This window comes from Bacillus sp. FDAARGOS_527, from assembly GCF_003812125.1.
Lineage (GTDB): Bacteria > Bacillota > Bacilli > Bacillales > Bacillaceae_G > Bacillus_A > Bacillus_A paranthracis.
Window position 1 is genome coordinate 4440187 of sequence record NZ_CP033795.1, and the last position, 15914, is coordinate 4456100.

The window sequence follows — 15914 nt, forward strand, 5'->3', positions numbered from 1 at the left end:
TGCCAGTGGAAATGAAATACATATATACTAGATACGGAATCTATGAAAGAGGTTGATATAATGAAAACATTTCTTTCCGCCTTACAATGGGCACTATTTATTTTAGCTGGGAGTCTTATTGTACCAATTAGCGTCGCAACTAGTTATGGTCTTGATGGCGCTGAAGCTATCGCATTCGTACAAAGAACATTATTTGTTCTAGGCTTTGCTGGTCTCTTACAAGCTATATTTGGGCATAAACTTCCTATTCAAGAAGGTCCTGCTGGCCTTTGGTGGGGAATTTTCTCCCTATATGCAAGTTTAGGTGTCGTATTATTTGGATCAAACAATGAGACACTTAAAGTTCTTCAATATGCTTTCTTATTAAGCGGTATCATTTGTATTATTCTTAGCGTTTTTGGACTTATTGATAAACTCGTTCGCTATTTTACACCGACAGTCATTGGAACGTACTTATTTCTTCTTGTTGCACAACTTAGTGGTTCCTTCTTAAAAGGAATGTTCGGCCTGGATGGAAAACATACAGAAGTACAACCTAACGTATTTATTCTTTCACTCATTGTTATTTTACTATCCTTTTTCATCATGAAGCTACCTATTATCGGACAATATTCTGTTCTTTTCAGTATCGTTTGCGGCTGGATATTATTCGCATGCTTTGGATTATCCAATCCAATAACACCAGTGACAGACATAATCCGTTTTCCATCCTTATTTGTTTTCGGAATGCCTCGTGTTGAATGGAACATGGTAATTACGGTCATTTTCGTTACACTCTTACTTCTAACAAATATGTTAGCAAGTATTCGCGTTGTACAAAAGGTTGTCTCTAAATATGAAGAAAATGCTGCATCAGATCGTTTTAAACAGGCCGGTATTATAACAGGAATCAATCAATTACTAGGCGGCCTGTTTTCGGCTATCGGACCTGTCGCTATTTCTGGATCAGCAGGTTTTATTGCAACGACTAATATTTATAAACGCCTCCCATTTATATTAGGGTCAAGCTTTATTATTGTCGTTAGTATATTCCCAAAGATCACTTCATTCTTTGCGGCAATCCCAGTTGCAGTTGGTTATGCTGCCATTTATCCTGTATTTGCAAGCATGATCGGTCTCGCCTTTCGAGAATACGAAACAGTACAGGATAAAGAACGATTATTTAAAGTAGCAGGTCTGTCAATCTTCACAGGAATTGGGGTTATGTTCGTTCCAGCAGGAGCATATTCCACGCTTCCACCATTTCTAGCTTCATTCCTAAGTAATGGTCTCGTTCTTGGGGCTGTAATGGCAATCTTACTAGAAATACTATTTTCTCGTTCGACAATAAAACAAGTATCGTAAATTGGAAAACTTCCATTATTGCACTCTACCTTTAGAGTTGTTACGATAAAATAAACATTTAATCATTGGGGTTTTGTCCATCCCCAATGATTATTAATTAATATGATGAGGAAAACACTCATAAAAATGAATCTACTTCTTTTTAAAGAGGTTCGATGTCTTACTATTATTTCTTACATCTCCATGAACATATATTTGATTTAAATAAAGAAGGGAATTTTCAATATGACTTATAAAATGATTGTTTTAGATTTAGATGATACTTTATTACGTGACGACCATACTATTTCACCTCGTACGAAAGAAGCTCTAATGACTGCACAAGAACAAGGTGTAAAAGTTGTACTTGCTTCCGGACGTCCAACATTTGGTATGCGCAATGTGGCGAAAGAACTTCGTTTGGAGGAATACGGTAGTTTCATTCTATCTTTTAATGGTGCAAAAATTATTAACTGTAAAACAAACGAAGAAATCTTTAGTAGTACGCTTTCTCCTGAAATCGTTCACAACTTATTTGAAATTAGTAAAACTGAAGATGTATGGATTCATACTTATATGGGCGATGATATCGTAACGGAAGAAAATAATCCTTATACTGAAATTGAGGGCGATATTACTGGTATGCCTATCGTTGTAGTAGATGACTTTAAAGCTGCTGTTAAAGAGCCTGTAGTAAAAGTATTAATGAATAAAGAAGCTGAACGCCTTGTTGAAGTAGAAAAGAAATTACAAAAACAACTAGAAGGACAATTAAGCGTTATGCGTTCTAAACCATTCTTCTTAGAATTTACTGAAGCCGGTGTTACAAAAGGAACGAGCTTAAACCAATTAATCCAAAAACTTGGCATTAAGCGCGAAGAAGTTATCGCAATGGGTGATAGCTATAACGATCAGGCGATGATTGAATTCGCCGGTCTTGGTGTCGCAATGGGCAATGCACCTGATGATATTAAGGAAATTGCAAACTATGTAACAGATACAAATATGAACGATGGTGTAGCAAAAGTTGTAGAGAAGTTCGTACTAAAAAAAGAAGCACTTGTTTAATATTTCCACTCATAAAACCTATTTGAAGTCAAACACTTCAAATAGGTTTTTATTTAAATTACCATGCTTTTGTGACTATATTTTGAACTTTGCACTATTCTCGTAGTGTAAACTTTCTTTTTGTATATAATGAAACAAAATAGACTATTTTATTTTAAAAAAGAATACAAATTTACTATAAACAAGCATACGTTAAGGGAGGCTATTTTACATGTTATCTACACCAATCGGACGATTAAGAGCAATTGGACTTATTGAGGGGATTTCTTTCCTACTACTATTATTTGTAGCAATGCCATTAAAATATTTCGCAGGATTTGCAACAGCTGTTAAAATTACAGGCATGGCTCACGGTGTTTTATTTATTTTATTTATCTTCGCAGTAATTCAAGTAACAATCGTACACCGTAAATCAATTTTATGGGCACTTGGGGCATTCGTTTCATCAGTTATCCCATTTGGCACGTTTGTACTGGATGCAAAATTAAAGAATGAGCAACAATAATGAAAAGGTAGTTAACGACTGTTAACTACCTTTTCTATTTATAAATTTGGAATTTCCCAATCAATTTCCCTCTCGCCCATATTAGCTAAAATCGTATTTACTTTAGAGTATGGCTTACTTCCGAAGAAACCACGTCTTGCTGATAGTGGGCTTGGATGTACAGATTCGATAATGTGGTGCTTCGTATTTGTAATTAATTTTTTCTTCGCCTGTGCATGGCGTCCCCACAATATGAAAATAACTGGCTTTTCACGTTCATTTAATAGCTCAATTACGCGATCTGTGAAATGCTCCCATCCTTTTCCCTTATGAGAATTTGCTTCGCCTTGTCGAACTGTTAATACAGTATTTAGTAGTAATACTCCTTGCTCTGCCCATTTCACTAAATAACCGTTATTCGGAATGTCATACCCATATTCATCTCGAAGCTCTTTATACATATTTAACAATGACGGTGGCGTTTTAATACCGGGTTGCACAGAAAAGCTTAAACCATGCGCTTGATTCGGTCCATGATATGGATCTTGTCCTAAAATAACGACCTTTGTATTTTCATAACTTGTATACTCTAGAGCGTTAAAAATATCTTCTTTCTTTGGGTAAACAACATGTGTACTGTACTCTTCTTTCAAAAAATCAGCTAGCTTACGATAATATTCTTTCTCAAATTCTGGTGCCAATAATGGCCCCCAATCATTCTTTAAAACATTTTCCATACTGTCACTTCCTGTCTAATTAATTCACCATATCCTGTTTTGTAAATACTACGAACGAAATAATAAGGGAAACAACTGCCCAAACCGTTAAATTCATTAAAGAAAACTCCATCGATAAACCTTGTAATGCAGGTAGTTTTCCTGATAGATAATCTGTTAATGATAAATTCACACTAAAAATATATTTCGCACCTTCCCAAGATGTTGCGAACGAGCTTAAAATACCGCCTGCAATTAATGCAGCTAGCATAACGCCCATACCAGCTGGTGTATTACGAATTAAAACAGAGACCATAAATGATATAGTTCCGACAACGATAGCAACAAACCAAGCTAATCCATACGCCATCAAGATATATTGCCATTGCGGAATAAGATGTACAAAATTCGTATTTAACGTTTCCTTATCAATAACAAATCCAGTTAACACAGGTAAATTCCATCCCGAGTATCCAAATACAAGCCCTGATAATATGTATGCAAACACACCTACAAGGAGCAGTATGAGCGAAATGAAAAATAACATCGTTACGTATTTACTAAGGAGTATTTTCCAGCGCCTAATCGGCCGCGTAAGTAACATCTTCATCGTTCCATCACTTCGTTCTCCTGAAACAATATCAATGGCGACAATCATTACGAGAAGTGGAATAAATAATGTAATCCCTTGCTCAATAAACGCCCTTACAAAAGTTGGTGCGCCCGGTGCCATCGGATTAATATCATGATCTAAATAATATTGTTGCTGCTCAACTCTTACCTTTAACCAATCACGCCATTCTTCTGGCAACCTAGAATTGTTCAAACGGTTTTGAGAATCAACAATTTGTTGCTGCAGCGAAACTTTCCAATCCGTTGTACCTAGCCTTTTTTGTGTCGTTTCTATTTCACGATACTGCGCATACACGAAGAGCGGGATTAAGATTGCTAAAATAAGCATAACAACAAAAATACGCTTCTTACGATAAATCTTCTCCGATTCGTTTAAAACTAGATTCGCAAATTCACGCATGCTGCTCACCCCTTGTGAGTTCAATAAATAAATCTTCTAGCGTAAATACAAGTTCCTTAACACTATGTACATCTATCCCGTTTTCTACAAAATGTTTATTCCAATTACTTATAGATGCGATATTCATGCGGCATAGTAATCGATCACCTTCTATACTCACTTCTCTTACTTCCTCAGCATCTTCTAGCATATCTTTTGCCTTCCCAATCGGCGTAACAATCCATTCTACACGATCACTTGCTGTTTTAATTAACTCTTCAACCTTGGCAACTGTTATCATCTTTCCTTTATGAATAATAGCAACGCGATCGCATATCATTTGCACTTCACTTAGCAAATGACTTGAAATAAACACGCTCATATTTTCTTCTTTTACAAGCTTATGTATAAATTCCCTAAGTTCTCTAATCCCTGCTGGATCTAAACCATTCGTTGGCTCATCTAATATGAGCAATTTTGGATTCCCAAGGAGCGCCTGCGCAATTCCAAGTCGTTGTTTCATACCAAGTGAGTACGTTTTTACCTTGTCATGAATTCTTTCATCTAAATGAACCATTTCAGCAATTTCAATAATACGTTCATCTGATATATCACCTAACATACGAGCAAATTGCTTTAAATTTTCCCATCCCGTTAAATATGTATACAACTCTGGGTTTTCAACGATACTCCCAATTTGACGCATCGCTTCTCTAAAATTTTCCTTAATCGAATAACCACCGATAGAAATCGTACCTTCTGTCGCCTTAATTAATCCGACTAACATTCGAATGGTAGTCGTCTTTCCAGCACCATTTGGTCCTAAGAACCCGAACACTTCTCCTTGCTTTACATCAAAGGAAATATTCTCTACAAGAGTCTTCTTTCCAATTACCTTCTTCAAGTCTCGTACGGAAAGTATCGTCGTCATTTTACCCCTCCTTGTTCTAGTTTTAATTTACTTGCTACATTTTGAACTAATCGGTCCGCCATATATGTATACCCTACTTCATTCGGATGGAAATGATCGGAGTATAATAAATCTTTCCCACGGTTTTGGAATAAATCAAATGTTGGTGTAATATACACATTTTTATTATTTATCGCTAATTTTTCTAAAGATGCATTCCAGTCTACAACAATGTTTGAAGACCCCTTTAAATCTTCTACATCTTCAAAAGGATTATATAAACCTAGCCAAAAAATAGGGCTATCTGTATTTAATTTACGAATTTCTTCTATAATTTTCTTCGCTTCATTTTGGAATGTTTCTGTATCAGGACGATATGTTTCTAAATCTATCTTTCCAAGCGATTCCCAGCCTGGAAATAAATCATTTCCTCCAATCGTTAAAACAATTACATCTGCTTGTTTAATTGAATATTGAGCGCCACTACTTTCAATTTGTTTTAATAAATCAGGCATTTTTGCACCACTAACTGCTAAATTTGTTAATGCAATTTTTTGCTTATAATCTTTTTGTAAATCCTCTTTCATTCGCCCAACATAGCCAATTCCTTCTTTATCACCAACGCCACGCGTCAATGAATCACCTAAACTGACGATTTGTAACGTTCCCGTTTTCTTTTTCTCTTTTGCCACTACATCGGTCTTTTTAATTAAATTTGAAGCTTTCGGATTTAATACATCATTTACACCTGAAACAAAGCCATATGCAAATAAACAGAAAGATGCAATTGTAATGAGTAGAATTACTTTTACTACTTTTGATCTCATATCAAAACCCCTTTTAGCCCTCATAGATTGTCCATAATTATACCAAACGCAATTTTGAAAAGCGATTTTCATACCTTATCTATTATGTTGTTTCCCTTTGTACGAATTCTGGCAATAACTCTACGTGCTTTACATCTATTTGCTCATCATTAATCTTTTCATATAATAATTCAAATGCCTTCACGCCAACATTTTTACTAGAATATGAAATCGTCGTAATGCCTAAAATGTCTGCTACATCTTGATCATCACAACCGATAATCGTAACATCTTCTGGAATACGAATTCTTTGTTTTTTCGCCTCCGTTACCATTCCCGCTGCAATATGGTTACAAGATACAAGAAACGCAGTTGGCTTTACTGACATAGAGGCCCACTCCCTAATTACATTACGCCCATCTTCCACCGTAAAACAGCCTTCAAACTTCCAAGTTCCTATCGGTTTTTCAGCAATCTGTTGAAGTGAATCCGCATATGCTTGTTTTCTTCTCTGGCTATTAATGCTATTACTTCTTCCAATGCAATACCCAATACGTGTATGACCAGCATCTATTAAGTTTTTCATCCCTTGTGAAAACACTTTATAGTAATCAACATGTACACTTGAAATGCATTTTGAATCTATTTCTTCACACATAACAATCGGGCCGAATTTCGTATATTCTTCGAGCTTCTCCTTACTATTTGCCCGAGAACATATAATAACCCCATCAAGCTTTTTCATTTTTAACATATTCAAAATTTCTAATTCTCTTTCCTCGCTATAATTCGTCTGACAAAGCATCATATTATAATTATTCTTTGCTGTTTCCTTTGATATTCCCTCAATAATGGCACTATAATATTGATCATTAACGTGCGGTAATAAAACGCCAATTACATTCGTTTTTCCTTTCACTAAATGAATTGCATTCACATTTTGCGTATAGTTTAATTCTTCTATAATTGCTAAAATTTCTTTTCGCTTCTGCTCATTCACATATGGATGATTATTTAGTACACGTGAAACAGTTGAAACAGATACCCCAGCAAGTTCCGCAATCTTTCTTATATTCGTCATCTCATTTTCCCCTTCCCTGCAAAAATTCTCCCTTGACCTGGTAAGCTTTCCACAATATATCCTTTCCTAGCAAATACATTTTGAAAGGATATACAACTATGCTTCGATTCAAATTAGAATATATATTTTTCATTGGTGGTCTACTCATTCTCGCCATCGGTATTAATATGATGACGACCATTACTTCCTTTGGACTTAGCCCTTATGATTCCTTCTTTATTGCACTATATCAAAATTTCGGGATAAGTATCGGTTTTTGGATTTTCATGATTAATTTTGCCTTTACCCTTATCGTCCTCTTTTGGAATAAAAGACAAATTACAATCGGTACAATCGTAACAATGGTTCTTATCTCTCTTTTTGTTGATTGGATTGGTTCCATTACAACTATTATGGACGCTGTCCGTTCTCTTCCAAAATATATAACACTTATTTGCGGAAATCTATTCGTTGGAGCCGGAATTGGTCTTTATGTCTCTACAAACCTTTGTGCAGCACCGCAAGAAGCTTTCGTTTTAACAGTTGCTGAGAAAAAGAAATGGACATTTAGAAGAACAGAAATTTCGTTAGCGTTTTTATTTTTAACATTAAGCTTTTTATTAGATGGACCTATCTATTTTGGAACAATCATCTTATCTTTTACAACAGGCTGGATTATCCAAGCATTTATTCAAGTTGGTACGAAGATTTTAAATAGAAAAAAACCTATTAAGCAAGCCGCTTAATAGGTTTTTTCTTAGAGGAGATACTACTTTGCATCCCCTTCAATTCGATAGTTTGCTTTCAAACAATCTATTTCTTCATACCCTTGCAACGTATGTAGAATATAATCATAATCAGCAAGAGAAGCACGATGCGTTACAATTACAATTTCAGCTTTTCCTTTCTCTTCAAGTGGCATTTGAATAATTTTTTCAAAGCTAACGCCACGCTCAGAGAATAACGAAGTAATTTTTGCAAATACACCAATTTCATCTTTCACATGAAGTCTTAAAAATTTCTTCACAACAATTTCGTCTGGCTCTTTTAATACTTTTTGATATTGCGGGACTACAGCACTATTTCCTGTTACCCCTAACCTAATATTTTGCATTACAGCTACTAAATCGGAAACAACAGCTGTTGCTGTCGGTAAACTTCCTGCACCTGGTCCATAAAACATCGTTTCTCCAACTGCTTCACCATACACATATACAGCGTTATATTCATTTTGCACGGCCGCAAGAGGATGTGTATTTGGAAGTAAAGTCGGTTCAACTGTAACCTCTAATTTTTCACCATCTCGCTTCGCAAGACCGATTAGTTTAATCGTGTAACCTAAACTCTTACTGTATTCGATATCTTCCTCTGTAATAGAAGTAATCCCTTTTACCTTCACATCTCCAAGCTCTACATTTGTAGAGAAACCAAGGGTAGCCAAAATTGTCATTTTTCTTGCTGCATCTAAACCTTCTACATCTGATGTTGGATCCGCTTCTGCAAATCCAAGTTGCTGGGCTTCTTTTAACACGTCGTTATATGCTCTCCCTTCATCTGACATTTTCGTCAAAATAAAATTTGTCGTTCCATTTACAATTCCCATTACTTTCGTAATAAGATCTGAAGAAAGTCCCTCTACAATACTTCGTAAAATCGGAATCCCTCCGGCTACACTTGCTTCATAAAACAAATCTGCTTTATTATCTTTTGCTACCGCTAAGAGTTCCGCCCCATGTAACGCCATTAAATCTTTATTGGCAGTCACAACATGCTTCCCGCTTTGTAAAGCTTGCAAAATATATGCTTTTGCATCATCAATGCCACCCATTACTTCGATGACAACGTCGATGTTTGGATTGTCTAAAATTTCATGTGCATCTTGTGTTAATAGAGTAGAAGGTACCTCTACTTCTCTCTCTTTTTCAATATTTTGTACTAGCACTTTCGTTACTTTTACAGGACAACCTACTTGGTGTATAAGTCGCTCTTGGTGATCTGTAATGATACGAACTACTCCGCTACCAACTGTCCCAAGACCTAATAAGCCAACTTGAATTTCTTTCATAATACTGTCCACCCCTCAAAAATTGTGTTTAGATGAAATTATATGAATAAAAAATCTGAAAAACAATGTTTTTTGAACATTCGGAAAAATATAGGTTAATCTTTACAAAGAAAACGTTGCCACGTGTGACACAATCTTTTTTTATAATACATAAGGGGTTTCTTGATACACGTAATAATTCAGCCAATTAGAGAATAATAGATTCCCATGGCTTCTCCACCTTACAAGCGGCTTCTCATTTGGATTATTATGCTTAAAATAGTTTTTCGGCACATCAATATTTAACCCTTTTTGGCGGTCCCGTTCGTATTCTTGCTTTAACGTATCACAACTATATTCACTATGCCCGAGCGCAAACACTTGTCTTCCTTCTTGCCCAATAACAAGGTGAACACCTGCTTCCTCAGAGTTTGCTAATAATGTTAATTCTTTCACCTCTCTAATATCACTCTCTCGTACTTCTGTATGACGCGAATGCGGGGCGAAAAACAATTCATCAAAACCTTGTAACAGTTTCACATGTTGCTCACGGACTTCATGTTCAAATACACCAAACATTTTTTCCTTAAGAGGATACTTTGGAACGCCATAATGATGATACAAACCAGCCTGTGCCCCCCAGCAAATATGAAGCGTAGATGTTACATTCGTTTTTGAATACTCCATAATACGTTTAAGCTCTTCCCAATAATCTACCTCTTCAAAAGAAAGGGTTTCAACTGGTGCTCCTGTAATAATGAGTCCATCAAATTTCTCATTCTCAATATCACGGAATGTTTTATAGAAACTCGTTAAATGTTCCTGTGCAACATTACGAGACAAATGCGATTCCATATGAAGTAAATGAACATCTAATTGCAACGGTGTATTTCCAATTAAACGAAGTAATTGCGCTTCTGTTTCTTGCTTTGTAGGCATTAAATTTAATATAGCAATTTTCAATGCCCGGATATCTTGTGTTTCTGCTCGCTCTTTTGTCATTACAAAAATATTTTCCTCCTGCAACACTTTGCGAGCTGGCAAATCTTTATCAATTATGATCGGCATGTTGTTTGCCTCCGACTAGCGCTGCTTCTAAATCTGCAATAATATCCGAAACATCTTCTATGCCAACTGATAAACGAATTAAATCTGATGTGACGCCAGCTAAGCGCTGATCTTCGGCACTTAATTGTCTATGCGTTGTACTAGCAGGATGTATAACGCAAGTTCGCGCATCAGCCACATGCGTTACGAGAGTTGCTAGTTTTACATTTGAAATAAATTCTTTTGCTGCTTCTAATCCTCCCTTAATGCCGAATGTTAAAACACCACTAGCACCTTTTTTCAAATACTTTTGTGCTAACGAGTAATTTTCATTACTATTTAATCCTGGATAGTTCACCCATTCAATACGTTCATGATCAGCAAGCCATTTAGCAACTGCAAGAGCATTTTCACTATGACGCTCCATTCGTAAATGCAATGTTTCTAAGCCGATATTGCTAATATACGCATTAAATGGGCTCATACAGTTTCCGTAGTCTCTTAATAATTGAACACGTGCCTTCACAATATAAGCTGCTGCACCAAAATTTTGAACGTAACTTACGCCGTGATAACTTGGATCCGGTTCAACTAGTTCAGGATATTTCCCGTTTGTCCAATCGAAGTTCCCTCCGTCAATTACAATGCCACCTAACGAACTTGCATGACCATCAATATATTTTGTCGTAGAATGAACGATAATATTTGCTCCATGTTCAAATGCTTGGCATAAATAAGGAGTTGCTAATGTATTATCCACGATAAAAGGTACTTCCAACTCTTTCGCTGCATCTGAAAGTTCTTTGAAATTTAAAACGTTCATCGCCGGATTTCCTAGCGATTCTGCATAAACGAGTTTCGTCTTATCATTAGCAAGGGCCACAATTTCATCAGCAGTTAAATTCGGATTAAAGAATGTAACATCGATACCAAGTTTACGCAAACTCACTCCAAATAAATTAAACGTCCCGCCATAAACTGTGGAAGAACAAAGCAAGTGGTCTCCGCTACTACAAATATTTAAAACAGCAAGCATAATAGCAGCTTGCCCAGAAGCCGTTGCAACAGCACCTACACCACCCTCTAAATCCGCTAACTTTTGCTCAAATGCAGCTAAAGTAGGATTTCCAATACGCGTGTAGATATATCCTTCTGCCTCTAAATTAAATAGCGCTGCTAAATCATCTGAAGTATCGTATTTATACGTTGTACTTTGATAAAGCGGTAAAACACGCGGTTCACCATTCTTTGGCGTATAGCCACCTTGCACACAAATCGTTCCTTTCCCCCATGATTCTCCCATTTCTCATTCTCCTTTCTTTTATACAAAATAAAAAACTGCCCCTTTCCTGAAAACAAGAAAGGAGCAGTTTGAAAACACGCTCTAAAGGCTCTTTCTTATCTCTCAGGGTTATTACCTGCAGGATTTGGCACAATTCCGTTATACGGCTGTTGCCAAGGTTTCATCGGGCCTGTCCCTCCACCTTTTCTTGATAAGACTATGCAATTACCGTTGATTTTATAGCAATAATTTCCTAATGTCAATTAGTTTTTCTGAATGTTCTAAAATAAATGTTAACAGTTTCATATAAAGCAACAAAAGAAATATATTCTAGTCTATTTCAAAAAAGACCTTTAAAAACCTCAAATCAGTCTATAAAATTAAATAAGTAATTTAACCTATAATTCAAATTCCCCAAAAGTTAGTCTATATGTTGAATAGGGCATCTTCTCAAAAAGATACTATATATATTCAATCCATTTTCCACTAGTATATTTCACTTTTTTCCCCACTAAGATTTACATAACGGAGGTATAACATGACAAATAAAAAAGATATGCAGTACATACTTGCTCTATATGGCATTCTTCTAGGATCTATAGTAGGAGCTACAGTCTGGTTATTTTTAGTCACAATAAATATTGGAATCCACTTTATTTGGGGATACTTGCCTGAAGTTCTCTCTTTTCCCTCTTATTACACCCTTTGCGTGACAATAATTGGTGGGGTCCTTGTTGGTCTATCACAAAAACATTTCGGTACATACCCACACCTTATGCCTGAAGTGATGGCTGAATATAAAAAAACTAGTCGAATCGAATATCGCTTTGTCCATCGAGCTACTTTAACAGCGATTATTGTTTTAATTTTTGGAGCTAGTCTTGGTCCAGAAGCCGCACTAGTTGGAATTATAGGTGGACTGTGCACATGGGTAGGGGATCGCTTTAACTTTGCCTTAAAGGGTATGAATGAGCTAACCGAGATCGGAATTGGCGCTACTTTAAGTGTCATTTTTAACGCACCATTATTCGGTTATTTAGCACCGAATGAAAATGAGGGGGAACAAATTGCTGCTTTTTCTAAAGGAAAAAAAGCAATTGTATACTTAGCTACTACTTTCGCAGGTTTTTCTGTTTATTTACTACTGAGTAAACTCGATAATCGTGGATCCTTTATTGTTGATTTCGGGGAAGGTGCACTTTCTTTCAATGAATGGATCGCATTTCTTCCACTTGCTAGTATCGGTGCTATAGTTGGTTTCTTTTATTTCAAGCTAGAATTCACATTAGAGAAATTCATTCACCCTTTTAGGGAATACAAACTGACACTCGGAATTATCGGTGGTATTTTATTAGGAATTGCGGGAACTTTTCTTCCTTACACATTATTTTCAGGGGAACATCAATTAAAAGAATTAGTTGTCGAATGGAGCCATTTATCTTTTTGGATACTACTTCTTTCAGGGATTTTAAAGTTGTGCGTTACTGCCGTTTGCTTAAACACAGGGTGGCGAGGTGGACATATCTTCCCAATTATATTTTCTGGGTCAAGTATCGGATATGCTGTAGCATCTATTCTTCCTATAGACCCGGTAGCATCTGTTGCCATCGTAACGACAGCAATTTCAAGCTATGCGTTACGAAAGCCAATAGCTATAACATTACTATTGCTTATGTTTTTCCCGCTTAATTTACTATTACCAATGCTTGGCGCAGCTGCTGTCGGGAATGCCTTTCCGCTCCCAAAACTTAACGAAAATACAAATTAATAAAATAGGCAGTGAGGAAGAAAGCTCCACTGCCTATTTTTTTATTACACATGCTGCTTTAATAACGCTTCTAACTCCTCAAAATTATGCACTTCATATGTCGGTATAATCCCACTATCATTTAATTTCCTTTCTGGATTAAACCAACAGGTATCAATTCCCGCTACATATCCACCTTTAATATCAGCGCTTAACGAATCCCCAATAATGAGCCCTTCTTCAGGAGCAAAATTAGGAATGCGTTCGAATACATAATCAAAATACTCTTTCATCGGCTTTTGGAATCCTGTATCTTCAGAAACGAAAACATCTTGAAACAAGGCATGTAATCCTGCATTACGTAAACGTTTATCTTGCGTCTTAGAAATACCGTTTGTCACTATATATAAATCGTACTCACTTTGAATTTGATTTATAAATTCTAACGCACCTTGCATAAGATGATTTCCTTCTTCTAAGTAGCTACGATAATTATTTTCGAATAATATCCCATCTACTTCTTCTCCATATCCTTTAAACAAAATCGAAAACCGTGTATTTACGACTTCATCGCGATTTATTTCCCCTTCTTCAAAAGCATCCCAAAGACTTTTATTAATTTTTTTATATTGCGCTTCAATCTCGCTAGTTAGAGACATCCCTTTCTCTTCAAAAAGCATACGTAATGCCGCTTTTTCCGCCTTTTGAAAATCTAACAATGTATCATCTACATCGAATAATAATGTTTTATATTTTTTCATAAGCCCTTCACACTCTCTTTTCTACAAAAACAAATTTACGTAAATCGTATCATTCTTTCTTGTAAAAATAATAGGAGATATCTCATACTAAACATGAGGTGAAAACATGAAAGTCAGCAAAAATAGCGAAGAAATCTCTCATTACATACAAACTTACAACTTCCATACTCTTTTTTCTTTTGACATCTTACCGTATGCTGAACTACATTCCTTTCAGAAGAGCGAAAAGATATGTAATGAAGGGGTCGATGTTCCTTATCTTTATTACTTAATTTCTGGGAAAGCAAAAATATATATGAGTCACAAAAACGGAAAAACCTCCTTAATTAACTTTATTCAAGCATCTTCGTTCATTGGGGAATTAGGATTAATTGGCGTAGAATCCATTACGAAAACGGTGGAAGTAATTGAAGATTGCATGTGCTTAGCGCTTCCTCTTAAAGATTGTCAGCATCTTTTGTTACAAGATGTTATCTTTCTACAGAAACTATGCAAATTTATCGGTGAAAAAACAATTACCCGAACAGAAAGTTATGCCAAAAACAATAGTTATCCGTTCGAAAATCGATTAGCAGCGTTTATTCTATTAACAGAACAAAATAACAGTTATACAGAAAAACATACCGAGGCTTCGGAATACTTAAATGTTAGCTACCGTCACCTTTTATATGTATTAAACCAATTTTGCCAACAAAATTATTTAAAGAAAGACGGAAGAACCTATTACATACAAGATCGCAATCTTCTAGAAAAACTTGCTGATGAGCTAAAAATATAAAGAAACAGCATTAACATAAACGTTAATGCTGTTTCTTTGAGTGACGATTATAATTTCAATTAAAATTTACTTGCTACTTTAGCTGCTTCTTCAAGACCAGCTGTAATGATTTCTTCTGCTTTATCTGGGAATTGGTTATGTCCTTCAATAACTACTGTTTCCATGTTTGTTGCGCCGAAGAAGCCCATCATGCTTGCTACATATTTAACAGCCATTTCTACTTCTGCTGCTGGACCTTCAGAATATACGCCACCGCGTGCGTTTAATAATGCAATCTTCTTATCTCCAATTAGACCAACTGGACCTTCTGGCGTATATTTAAACGTTTTACCAGCACGGTTTAAATAATCAATATATGTGTGTAACACTGCTGGAATCGTTAAGTTCCATAATGGGAAACCGAAAACGACTTTATCAGCTTCTAGGAATTGATTTATATACTTATCAGCAACTGCTACTGCTTTTGCTTCCTCTTCAGTTAAATCAAACCCTTTACCAGCTTTGAATGTACCATTAATCATATCTACGCCTACATATGGTAATTCTTCTTTATATAAATCAAGTTCTACTACTGTATCGTTTGGATGCGCTTCTTTGTAACTTGCTAAAAACGCTTCATATAATTTTACACTAACTGCTTGTTCCGCTGGACGGTTGTTTGCTTTTACGAATAAAACTTTTGTCATTATGTTTTCCTCCTAGTACTAACTCTTCTGTTGTTATATGCTTTCAAAAAAGGTATCCCTTGTAATTGTTGTTTTGTTGCTTACAAACATATTTTATCTTTATATCAAGACAATTTCGTCCTCACATAGACGTATTTTTCCATAAAAAAAGTCCACCTTCTAAAGGCGAACTAGGTCTTACGACTTTCGT

General features: G+C 35.8%; 16 protein-coding genes and 1 riboswitch. Of the genes, 6 read left to right on the plus strand and 10 right to left on the minus strand.

Annotation, left to right across the window (positions count from 1 at the left end):
• Positions 1-60: 60 nt before the first annotated feature.
• From EGX95_RS25805 to EGX95_RS25815, 3 genes are all read left to right on the plus strand, one after another.
• Positions 61-1344, plus strand: coding sequence for a purine/pyrimidine permease (locus tag EGX95_RS25805; protein WP_000847023.1), 1284 nt, complete (start codon positions 61-63; stop codon positions 1342-1344).
• A gap of 225 nt (positions 1345-1569) precedes the next feature.
• Positions 1570-2391, plus strand: coding sequence for a Cof-type HAD-IIB family hydrolase (locus EGX95_RS25810; RefSeq protein ID WP_000221384.1), 822 nt, complete (start codon positions 1570-1572; stop codon positions 2389-2391).
• A gap of 211 nt (positions 2392-2602) precedes the next feature.
• The gene (locus EGX95_RS25815; protein WP_000953390.1) at positions 2603-2896 is read left to right on the plus strand and encodes a DUF3817 domain-containing protein; all 294 of its coding nucleotides are present in this window, start codon (positions 2603-2605) and stop codon (positions 2894-2896) included.
• 38 nt (positions 2897-2934) lie between these two features.
• Here the strand turns inward: EGX95_RS25815 and EGX95_RS25820 are convergent, their stop codons facing one another.
• From EGX95_RS25820 to EGX95_RS25840, 5 genes are read right to left on the minus strand one after another with little or no spacing between them, the layout of a single operon-like run.
• Positions 2935-3612: a uracil-DNA glycosylase gene (locus EGX95_RS25820; RefSeq protein WP_000432535.1), complete on the minus strand. Its 678-nt coding sequence runs from the start codon at positions 3610-3612 to the stop codon at positions 2935-2937.
• Between the two features lie 19 nt (positions 3613-3631).
• Positions 3632-4624 (minus strand): ABC transporter permease subunit, encoded by a 993-nt coding sequence (locus tag EGX95_RS25825; protein WP_001206492.1) that lies wholly within the window; start codon positions 4622-4624, stop codon positions 3632-3634.
• The gene (locus tag EGX95_RS25830) at positions 4617-5534 is read right to left on the minus strand and encodes an ABC transporter ATP-binding protein (RefSeq protein ID WP_000207715.1); all 918 of its coding nucleotides are present in this window, start codon (positions 5532-5534) and stop codon (positions 4617-4619) included. The genes EGX95_RS25825 and EGX95_RS25830 overlap by 8 nt, the downstream gene beginning before the upstream one ends.
• Positions 5531-6412 carry an SGNH/GDSL hydrolase family protein gene (locus EGX95_RS25835; protein ID WP_123805778.1) on the minus strand — a complete coding sequence of 294 codons (882 nt, stop codon included), beginning with the start codon at positions 6410-6412 and terminating at the stop codon, positions 5531-5533. Before EGX95_RS25835 ends, EGX95_RS25830 begins: the two co-directional genes overlap by 4 nt.
• Before the next feature lie 10 nt (positions 6413-6422).
• On the minus strand, positions 6423-7400 hold the full coding sequence (locus EGX95_RS25840) for a LacI family DNA-binding transcriptional regulator (RefSeq protein ID WP_000181968.1): 978 nt from the start codon (positions 7398-7400) through the stop codon (positions 6423-6425).
• Positions 7401-7498: 98 nt separating this feature from the next.
• Here EGX95_RS25840 and EGX95_RS25845 point away from each other — a divergent pair, with 98 nt between their 5' ends.
• A complete protein-coding gene (locus tag EGX95_RS25845; RefSeq protein WP_000943413.1) occupies positions 7499-8125 on the plus strand; it encodes a YczE/YyaS/YitT family protein in 627 nt (208 codons plus the stop codon).
• 23 nt (positions 8126-8148) lie between these two features.
• On the opposite strand, the gene EGX95_RS25850 is transcribed toward EGX95_RS25845, so the two are convergent.
• From EGX95_RS25850 to EGX95_RS25860, 3 genes are all read right to left on the minus strand, one after another.
• Positions 8149-9444 (minus strand): homoserine dehydrogenase, encoded by a 1296-nt coding sequence (locus EGX95_RS25850; protein WP_000659098.1) that lies wholly within the window; start codon positions 9442-9444, stop codon positions 8149-8151.
• Between the two features lie 141 nt (positions 9445-9585).
• Entirely contained in the window at positions 9586-10491 is a 906-nt protein-coding gene (metA, locus tag EGX95_RS25855; RefSeq protein ID WP_001121520.1) for a homoserine O-acetyltransferase MetA, read from the minus strand.
• Entirely contained in the window at positions 10475-11773 is a 1299-nt protein-coding gene (locus EGX95_RS25860; protein WP_000504757.1) for a bifunctional O-acetylhomoserine aminocarboxypropyltransferase/cysteine synthase, read from the minus strand. Before EGX95_RS25860 ends, metA begins: the two co-directional genes overlap by 17 nt.
• A gap of 92 nt (positions 11774-11865) precedes the next feature.
• Positions 11866-11970, minus strand: a riboswitch (SAM riboswitch).
• Between the two features lie 320 nt (positions 11971-12290).
• Here EGX95_RS25860 and EGX95_RS25865 point away from each other — a divergent pair.
• A complete protein-coding gene (locus tag EGX95_RS25865) occupies positions 12291-13520 on the plus strand; it encodes a chloride channel protein (protein ID WP_000182462.1) in 1230 nt (409 codons plus the stop codon).
• Positions 13521-13564: 44 nt separating this feature from the next.
• Here EGX95_RS25865 and EGX95_RS25870 read toward each other — a convergent pair whose 3' ends face one another.
• A complete protein-coding gene (locus EGX95_RS25870; protein WP_000760164.1) occupies positions 13565-14260 on the minus strand; it encodes a YjjG family noncanonical pyrimidine nucleotidase in 696 nt (231 codons plus the stop codon).
• Between the two features lie 106 nt (positions 14261-14366).
• On the opposite strand from EGX95_RS25870, the gene EGX95_RS25875 reads away from it, so the two are divergent.
• The gene (locus EGX95_RS25875; RefSeq protein ID WP_000868717.1) at positions 14367-15038 is read left to right on the plus strand and encodes a transcriptional regulator YeiL; all 672 of its coding nucleotides are present in this window, start codon (positions 14367-14369) and stop codon (positions 15036-15038) included.
• 59 nt (positions 15039-15097) lie between these two features.
• Here EGX95_RS25875 and EGX95_RS25880 read toward each other — a convergent pair whose 3' ends face one another.
• Entirely contained in the window at positions 15098-15724 is a 627-nt protein-coding gene (locus EGX95_RS25880; RefSeq protein WP_000170048.1) for an FMN-dependent NADH-azoreductase, read from the minus strand.
• Between the last annotated feature and the right edge of the window lie 190 nt (positions 15725-15914).

Excerpts from the sequence above, each read along its gene's own strand:
- EGX95_RS25820 (WP_000432535.1), bottom strand. The coding sequence starts at position 3,612 with ATGGAAAATGTTTTAAAGAATGATTGGGGGCCATTATTGGCACCAGAA.
- EGX95_RS25810 (WP_000221384.1), top strand. The coding sequence starts at position 1,570 with ATGACTTATAAAATGATTGTTTTAGATTTAGATGATACTTTATTACGT.
- EGX95_RS25830 (WP_000207715.1), bottom strand. The coding sequence starts at position 5,534 with ATGACGACGATACTTTCCGTACGAGACTTGAAGAAGGTAATTGGAAAG.
- EGX95_RS25850 (WP_000659098.1), bottom strand. The coding sequence starts at position 9,444 with ATGAAAGAAATTCAAGTTGGCTTATTAGGTCTTGGGACAGTTGGTAGC.
- EGX95_RS25865 (WP_000182462.1), top strand. The coding sequence starts at position 12,291 with ATGACAAATAAAAAAGATATGCAGTACATACTTGCTCTATATGGCATT.
- EGX95_RS25840 (WP_000181968.1), bottom strand. The coding sequence starts at position 7,400 with ATGACGAATATAAGAAAGATTGCGGAACTTGCTGGGGTATCTGTTTCA.
- EGX95_RS25805 (WP_000847023.1), top strand. The coding sequence starts at position 61 with ATGAAAACATTTCTTTCCGCCTTACAATGGGCACTATTTATTTTAGCT.
- EGX95_RS25845 (WP_000943413.1), top strand. The coding sequence starts at position 7,499 with ATGCTTCGATTCAAATTAGAATATATATTTTTCATTGGTGGTCTACTC.
- EGX95_RS25815 (WP_000953390.1), top strand. The coding sequence starts at position 2,603 with ATGTTATCTACACCAATCGGACGATTAAGAGCAATTGGACTTATTGAG.
- EGX95_RS25835 (WP_123805778.1), bottom strand. The coding sequence starts at position 6,412 with ATGAAAATCGCTTTTCAAAATTGCGTTTGGTATAATTATGGACAATCT.
- EGX95_RS25860 (WP_000504757.1), bottom strand. The coding sequence starts at position 11,773 with ATGGGAGAATCATGGGGGAAAGGAACGATTTGTGTGCAAGGTGGCTAT.
- EGX95_RS25880 (WP_000170048.1), bottom strand. The coding sequence starts at position 15,724 with ATGACAAAAGTTTTATTCGTAAAAGCAAACAACCGTCCAGCGGAACAA.
- metA (WP_001121520.1), bottom strand. The coding sequence starts at position 10,491 with ATGCCGATCATAATTGATAAAGATTTGCCAGCTCGCAAAGTGTTGCAG.
- EGX95_RS25875 (WP_000868717.1), top strand. The coding sequence starts at position 14,367 with ATGAAAGTCAGCAAAAATAGCGAAGAAATCTCTCATTACATACAAACT.
- EGX95_RS25825 (WP_001206492.1), bottom strand. The coding sequence starts at position 4,624 with ATGCGTGAATTTGCGAATCTAGTTTTAAACGAATCGGAGAAGATTTAT.
- EGX95_RS25870 (WP_000760164.1), bottom strand. The coding sequence starts at position 14,260 with ATGAAAAAATATAAAACATTATTATTCGATGTAGATGATACATTGTTA.